This is a genomic window from Bartonella sp. AA89HNZF (assembly GCF_042196905.1).
In the GTDB taxonomy this organism is placed as follows: Bacteria; Pseudomonadota; Alphaproteobacteria; order Rhizobiales; family Rhizobiaceae; genus Bartonella.
In genome coordinates this window covers 1-8,448 of sequence record NZ_JBHIRD010000001.1, presented here as the reverse complement: position 1 = coordinate 8,448, position 8,448 = coordinate 1, and the positions used below count along the sequence as shown (strand labels likewise).

2 protein-coding genes are annotated in these 8,448 nt (G+C 39.0%); both read left to right on the top strand.

Features of this window, described 5'->3' with window-relative positions:
- On the top strand, nt 1–1,155 hold a 1,155-nt coding region (locus ACFIN0_RS00010; protein ID WP_375701668.1), incomplete at its 5' end, for a Vomp family autotransporter.
- An 823-nt stretch (nt 1,156–1,978) separates the two neighbouring features.
- The coding region (locus tag ACFIN0_RS00005; protein WP_375701667.1) for a hypothetical protein at nt 1,979–8,448 on the top strand (6,470 nt) is incomplete at its 3' end.

Genomic DNA, 8,448 nt, shown 5'->3' with positions numbered 1-8,448 from the left:
AAAGCCAATAGCAAAATTAAATTTCTTGCCAATGGAGACATTTCTGAAGATTCAACCGATGCAGTAAATGGTTCGCAACTTTATCTTATGAGCAACCAATTGGCTGCGTATTTTGGTGGTGGCGCTGGCTATAATAATGGAGAATGGACTGCTCCTACTTTCAAGATAGCACAATTCAAGGCTGACGGGAGCTCTAGTGAAAAGAAGGATTATCATGACGTTGTCAGTGCTTTTGACGGCGTAAGTGAGAGTATGTCTAAGATAAACGACCGCATTCAAAATGTTGAAAACAATGTCTCGTCCAATGGTTTAAATTGGAATGAGCAGAAAAAAGCTTATGACGCTAGCCATGATGGTCAACCAAGTAAGATTATCAATGTAGCAGATGGTAAAATTGCAGAAGGTTCAAAAGATGCAGTCAATGGTGGACAGCTTTGGGAGACCAACGAACGTATCACTGGCGTTGAAAAAGATATTAAACATATTGAAAACAGAGTCGACAATATTTCCACTACGGTTACGAATATTGGTGAAACGGTTTTCAATATTGAAGACAGAGTTGATAATATTGAGAACACGGTTAATAATCTTTCTGATGGTGCAGTTAACTATGATAAAGATGTTGATGGTAAAAAAACCAATAAGATCACTCTAAAAGGTGGCAACGAAAGTGAACCTGTTATGATTGATAATGTTGCCAATGGTCGCATTGAACAAGGTTCGAAAGAAGCTGTGAATGGTGGTCAACTGCATGACTATACCCAAGAACAGATGAAAATTGTTCTCGATGAATCGAAGCACTACACAGATCAACGGATAAATAATATCAGGATTGATGCTATTGATGGTGCTGTTGATCGGGCTAACCAATATACAGATATGAAGTTTAATATTTTAAGTTATGATATTAAGAGCGTACGCAAAGAGGCAAGGCAAGCAGCTGCCGTTGGTCTAGCAGTATCCAACCTACGTTACTTTGACGAGCCGGGATCTTTGAGTGTCTCATTTGGTAGCGGCGCATGGCGTGGACAATCCGCATTTGCTCTTGGAGCTGGTTATACATCTGAAAACGGGAAAATCCGCTCTAATCTCTCTGCCACGAGTGCTGGTGGTCATTGGGGCATAGGTGGTGCAATTACTCTGAAAATAAAATAATACGAACAACGAAAAGAAAACAAAACATCCACCCTTATTTATTGAAATAAGGGTGGATATTTTTTTTACAGATGCACAGTATTTATCTAGAGATAAGCATAATATTTGATGAGGCTATAAACTGTGAGGTTTTATAGAAGATTTTTCTATATTTTGTTGAAAAAAGATCACAGTAGAATCCATATTGCTAAAAAGCTATATTTTTATGTTGCTATTTTCTTGAACAGCCTATAGCTGTATGAAAATGTATATTAGTAAGACTCATTTTGATAAAATAATTCAAAGGGGGGATAAGTAGTGCGTAAAGATAAAAGGTACATCACGAGACCACGCATATATCATTATATGATATATTAAAAAGAAAAAATCCAACTAAAAAGCCAGTTATCCAAAGAAGAATATATTCCGGACATATTACAATTTCTTTTTACTTTACTTATTATTAATAAAACCATGCTTTCTAATAAAAATAAAGTCTATAGTTAGGAAAATACATACTAAAACCTAGTACAAAGGATTTTATAGTAATCACTACCAAGTAAAAAGTAATATCAAATATACAAGGCCTCTTTTTTAGTCAGGAAAAAACAGCACACTAAAACCCTTAGACTCTAAATGTATTATATTTATGTCCAAAAAACATAATCAAAAAGACAAACATTTAGGTCCCAACACAGAGAGCACAAACAAAACAAAAGACCCAAAATATTCACACTCTAAGCAATGATCCTCTACTCTAAGTTCCAAAGAAATCAATAATGCTAAAATGTGTCTTTTTTATGTTTTGGAGGTGTTTTTAAGTTTTTTCATTGGAGAGTTTGTTATGAAAAAATTATATGCCCCACAAGCAGCGAGTGAATTAAAACGTTCTCGTTTTTCTTTGGTTAAAGTTCTTTCGTTGGCTATAGCTGCTACATTCTTATCGAATGTTACGCCTGTTTTTTCAGCAAATCCTGATTTTAGAAACACCTTTCTTGAAGGTGTAAAAAGTGTTGGTATATCTTATCCACAAAGCATTCTCTCTGTTGCTGGTTTGAATGATTCTGAAGACTATGCAAATTTTCTAATCAATTTTTTTTCTGATACGGATGATAATAGTTCCATAATAAATGTTTTGACAGAAGGTAGCCGTTTTGCGCGAGTTGGAAATGTTGGTGATAAAAAAGCGCTACAACTTACAAGAAGTATTCATACGAATTCTATAGATGGTGCAGATTTTTCAAACCCTTCTGGTTTGTTAAGAACAGTATCGACCCAAAGAGCTGCAGCAAAAGGCAATGGTCATCCTCTGGAGCAGGGTTATAGTGCGAGTGCAAAAGGTTATGATGCTATTGCGTTAGGTCCATTGGCGGAAGCAAAACAAGATAGAAGTATTGCTATAGGTTTGTCTTCTTACGCTAATGCTCATAATAGTATTGCGATTGGTTCTGCTCCAGACTTTGCTACTGAAGAGCAAAGAACAACTGCTGGAGATGAAAAAGCAATTGCCATAGGTTTTCAAGCTAGAGCTTTCGGCAAGTTTACAATAGCGTTGGGGGATTCTGCTAGCACTACACAGGAAGATGCGATTGCTATTGGTCATCATGCAAAAGTAGATATACACCAAGGTGTTGCTATAGGAAGTAATTCTGTAGCTGATAGGGCTGATGGCGTTTTGGGGTATGCTTCTTTGCAGCAGGGACCGGCAAAAAACACTGAAGTGCAATGGAAAAGTACGCAGGGTGCCGTTAGTTTTGGTAATCCTAGTAAGGGCATAACGCGGCAGATTATAGGTGTAGCAGCTGGTAGTGAACCTACTGATGCAGTAAATGTTATACAGTTAAAAGATTTAGAAAAAGTCGTAAGAAATGGCGGTTGGAAACTCTCTGTTGGGGGTAAGAATGGTAAAACCGTTATTATGGACAGTACGGTAGATTTTTCCACTGGAAGTACAAATCTTACGATTACAAAAGGTGATAAAGATAATAATGTAAAATTTGATCTATCTAAGGAAATTGCAGTCAATAAAGTAACTGCAGGAAGCAGTACCCTAGACGCAACAGGTTTAGTGATTGCCAATGGTCCGAAAATAACCACCGGTGGTATAGATGTTGGCAGTAAAAAGATAACAGGAGTGGCAACGGGTACTGAAAGCACCGATGCGGTGAATTTTGGACAGCTGAAGGAAATAAAAGAACAGGTAGCAACTAGTAGTTTCGTAAAACAAGATGCACAGACGAAGTTCATAACCATTGGTAAGGATACAGATGGCGATAAAATCACAATTGCCAATAAAGATAATAAAACCAGAATTCTTTCTGGTGTTGCATCTGGCACGAACGACACTGATGCCGTGAATGTTGCGCAGCTAAAAGCTCTAAAAAACTCTATAACTTCAAGTTGGGATCTCTCTGTTGAGGGTGCAGATACGACGAGTGTTAATTCAACTAGTCCAATGGATTTGGCAGCTGGAAGTAGCAACCTAAATATTACAAAAGGCAAAGAGGACAATAAGGTAAAATTTGATTTAGCAAAGGACATCACACTGGAGAGCGTAAAGGCAGGTACAAATACTTTAGACGAAACAGGCTTAATGATTACAGGTGGTCCGAAAATAACAACTAGTGGTATTGATGCTGGCAATAAAGAGCTAAAAGGCGTTAAAGATGGGGCGCTCTCAGTAGGATCGACAGAAGCGGTAAATGGTTCACAACTTTTGGCAACAAATAATGAAATTGCTGATGTAAGAGACAGTATTCTTGTTAAGCAAGAAGAAGGGATGGCGTTAAGTCGCAGTCTCCATGCTGAGGGATCAGGTGTTATCACCATTGGGAAAGGAACTGGTGGCACTGAAATCAGCATTCTGAATAAAGATAATGGGGCAAGGAAAATTTCCGGTCTATTAGGTGGCGATCTCAGTGCAAATTCAGATGAAGCAGTCACTGGTTCTCAGTTGTTTACTACAAATCAAAATGTTACAACTGTAACAAGTGATCTCAAAACAGTATCTGAGAATATAGCCAAATATTTCGGTGGTGGCGCTAAATATGAAAATGGCGCTTGGACTGCTCCTAAATTTACTGTTAAGTCCGTTAAGGATGATGGCGAAACAGAAAACAAAGAATATCCTGATGTAGCGGATGCACTTGCAGGAGTTGGAAGTTCTATCACGAATGTTCAGAATAAATTGACTGAACAGGTTAATAATGTAATTACCAAAGTGGAAAGCGAGAGCTTTGTTCAGCAAGATAAGACAACGAGTCGTCTCACTATTGGAGCTGCAGTAGAAGGCAGTGAAATCAACATAGCTAACAAGACTGGTGCGGATCGGATAATTTCAGGTGTTGGTGAAGCAAAGAACAATAATGACGCTGTTAACAAAAGCCAGCTTGATAGCAATATCAAGAATGTCAATGATAATGTAACAAATAAGTTTAGCGAACTTACTAAAAACATAACGAATATTACTCAGCAAGTTAAAGGTGATGCTTTGTTATGGAATGATGAAGCCAATGCCTTTGTAGCACGTCATGAAAAGAGCAAAGAAGAAAAAGGCAGAGCTGTAGCGACTCAAGATAACAGCAAAATTACGTTTCTTTTAGATGGTGATGTTTCTAAAGATTCAACGGATGCTGTCACGGGTGGACAGCTTTATTCGCTGAACGAACAACTTGCAACCTATTTTGGTGGTAGTGCTGGCTATGATGAACAAGGACAATGGAAAGCTCCAAGTTTTAAGGTTAAGACAGTTAAGGATGATGGTAAATCTGAAGAGAAAACTTATAGCAATGTGGCGGATGCTTTGGCTGGAGTTGGTACTTCTGTTACGAATGTAAAAAATGAGATCAGCAAAGAGATTACGAATGTAGTGAGTGAAAGCCTTGTCAAGCAGGATAGGATGGGTCTTATTACTATTGGTGCGGAAAGAGGCGGCAATAAAATCAATATTTTAAATCGGGATGGTGATGCTCGAATTCTTTCTGGTGTTAAGGCAGCGCAAAATGGGGACGAGGCAGTCAATAAAGCGCAGCTTGATGCAAGTCTGAAGGATCTTTCCAGCAGCCTTCAGTCAGAAGATTCAGCAGTGGTTCTCTACGATAAAAAAGAAGACGGAATAGTTGACTATAGCAGTGTGACTTTAGGCAAAGGTAAGGATGCAGAACCAGTTGCGCTTCATAATGTAAAAGATGGTGTCATTGGTGAGAGCTCACATGATGCGATTAATGGTAGTCAGATCAATACAATTTCTCAGGATTTAGCTAAGTTTCTTGGTGGTGATGCAAAATTTGTTGGCGGTATGTTTACAGGACCAACCTACAAGTTATCTAAGGTTGATGCAGATGGTAATATAACAGACGGCTCTTTTAAAGATGTTGGTAGTGCATTTACTGGTCTTGATGCAAATATCAAGAATGTGAATGCGCGGATTAAAGAAGTTTCTGAAGGGGTAGCGCAGGATTCTTTGAATTGGAGTAATAAAGCCAATGCCTTTGTAGCACGTCATGAAAAGAGCAAAGAAGAAAAAGGCAGAGCTGTAAGGAGACAGGAAAACAGTAGAATTACGTTTCTTGCAAATGGTGACATTACCTCGAACTCAACAGATGCCATTAATGGTGGACAACTCTATTCGATGAGTAACACTCTCGCGACATATTTAGATAGTGGTGCTGGCTATGATGAGAGTGAACAATGGAAAGCTCCCAATTTTGTTATCAAGAAAGTTGATGCAGCAGGCAAAGAAAGTGAGAAAAGCTATAAGAGTGTAGCGGAAGCCCTTTCTGATATTAGTACTTCTGTCACGAATGTTCATAATGATGTGACTAATGTTGTCAGTGATAGCCTCGTCAAACAGGATGATGGAGATGCTGGTCGTATTACTATTGGCGCCAAAACAGAAGGTACAGAAATCAACATTGTCAATAAAAGTGGTGTGGATCGGACTCTTTCTGGTGTGAAGAAAGCTGTGAATGATAATGAAGCGGTTAACAAAAGTCAGCTTGATGAAAGTTTAGAGAAGCTTTCTAATAGTTTTCAATCTGATGACTCAGCTGTTGTTCATTACGATAAAAAAGATGGTGATAATGGCGGCATTAATTACACGAGTGTGACTCTAGGTAAAGGTAAGGATAAGGCAGCTGTAGGACTCCATAATGTTGCTGATGGTCAGATTGCCAAGGGTTCACATGATGCAATCTCGGGTGGTCAGATTAATAAAATCGGTGAGGATGTAGCTAAGTTTTTAGGTGGTGATGCTGCATTTAAAGAGGGTGTTTTTACCGCTCCGACTTATAAAATCTCTAATGTTTCTGACGATGGTACAGTAACGACTAATTCACATAACGATGTTGGTAGCGCCTTTGCGGGTCTTGATACGAGTGTCAAGAATGTGAACACTCATCTGTCTAATGAGGTCAAAAAGTTTGATGAAAAACTGAGTAATATTACGCAAGCAGTTCAAGGCGATGCATTGTTATGGGGTAAGACTAAAGGTGCGTTTGTAGCGACGCATGGGGACAATAAAGAGAACAGCAAGCTTACATCACTTGCAGATGGCTCTATAGTATCAGGCTCGAGTGATGCGATTACGGGTGGACAGATTTATGATCTGCAAAAACAGTTTGCGACCTATTTTGGTGGAGGAGCAGGTTACGATAAAGATGGACAATGGAAAGCTCCAAGTTTTGTGATCAAGAAAGTTGATGCAGAAGGTAAAGAAAGTGAGGAAAGCTATAAGAGTGTAGCGGAAGCATTTGCTGGAGTTGCGAGTTCTATCACGAATGTTCATAATGATGTGACCAATGTAGTTAGTGATAGCCTTGCGAAGCAGGATGAAAAGACAAAAGTTATCACTATTGGTAAAGAAGTAGAAGGCAGTGAAGTCAACATAGCCAACAAGACTGGTACGGATCGGACACTTTCAGGTGTTGGTGAAGCAACAAAGGATAATGAAGCTGTTAACAAAGGTCAGCTTGATAAAAGATTAGAGAAGCTTTCTAACAGTCTTCAGTCTGATGATTCAGCTGTTGTTCACTACGATAAAAAAGAGGGTGAGAATGGCGGCATTGATTACACGAGTGTGACTTTAGGTAAAGGTAAGGGTGCAGGACCAGTTGCACTTCATAATGTCAAAGATGGTGTCATTGGTGAGAGTTCACATGATGCGATTAATGGTAGTCAGATCAACACGATTTCTCAGAATGTAGCTAAATTCCTTGGTGGCGATGCAAAATTTGTTGAGGGTACGTTTACAGGACCAACCTACAAGTTATCCAAGGTTGATACAGCTGGTAATATAACAAATGGCTCTTTTAATGATGTTGGGAGTGCTTTTGCCGGTCTTGATGAGAATATCAAGAATGTGAATGCACGGATTAAAGAAGTTTCTGAAGGAGTAGCGCAAGATTCTTTGTTATGGAATGATGAAGCCAATGCCTTTGTAGCACGTCATGAGAAGAAGCAAGAAGAACAAGGCAGAGCTTTAAGGACACAAGAAAACAGTAGAATTACGTTTCTAGCAAATGGTGAGATTAGCGCTAAATCAACAGATGCTGTTACGGGTAATCAGCTTTTTGAAACGAATGATAAGGTTGTTACTTATTTAGGAGGCAATGCAGCTTTTAATAATGGTGCGTTTACAGGGCCGACCTATAGTTTATCGGAAATTGATAAAGATGGTAAGATAACAGCCAAACCTTTTACCAATGTTGGTTCAGCTTTTGAAGGACTTGATACAAATATCAAGAATGTCAATCAGAGGATTAAGGAAGTTTCTGAAGGAGTCGCACAGGATTCTTTGAATTGGAATAATGAAGCCAATGCATTTGTGGCTAAGCATGGAACGGAAGGAAACAATAGCAAATTGAAGTTTCTTTTAGATGGAGAAATTTCTAAAGGTTCAACAGAAGCGATCACTGGCAACCAACTTTATTCAATGAATCAAGCAGTTGCGACGTATTTGGGTGGAGGTGCTGGCTATGAAAATGGAAAATGGGTTGCACCCACATTCAAGCTTGAAACTGTCAATTCTGATGGTAGTGCTGGTGAGGAAAAGGTTTACAATAGTGTAGCGGAAGCACTTGCAGGTGTTGCAAGTTCTATTACGAATGTTCACAATGATGTGACCAATGTAGTCAGTGATAGCCTTGCCAAGCAGGATGATAATACGAAGGTTATCACTATTGGTAAAGAAGTAGAAGGTACAGAACTCAATATTGCCAACAGTAAGAAAGAAGACCGCACCCTTTCAGGTGTTAAGGCAGGAGTACTTTCAGCAGAATCGACAGAAGTTGTAAATGGCTCTCAGTTATTTGCAAC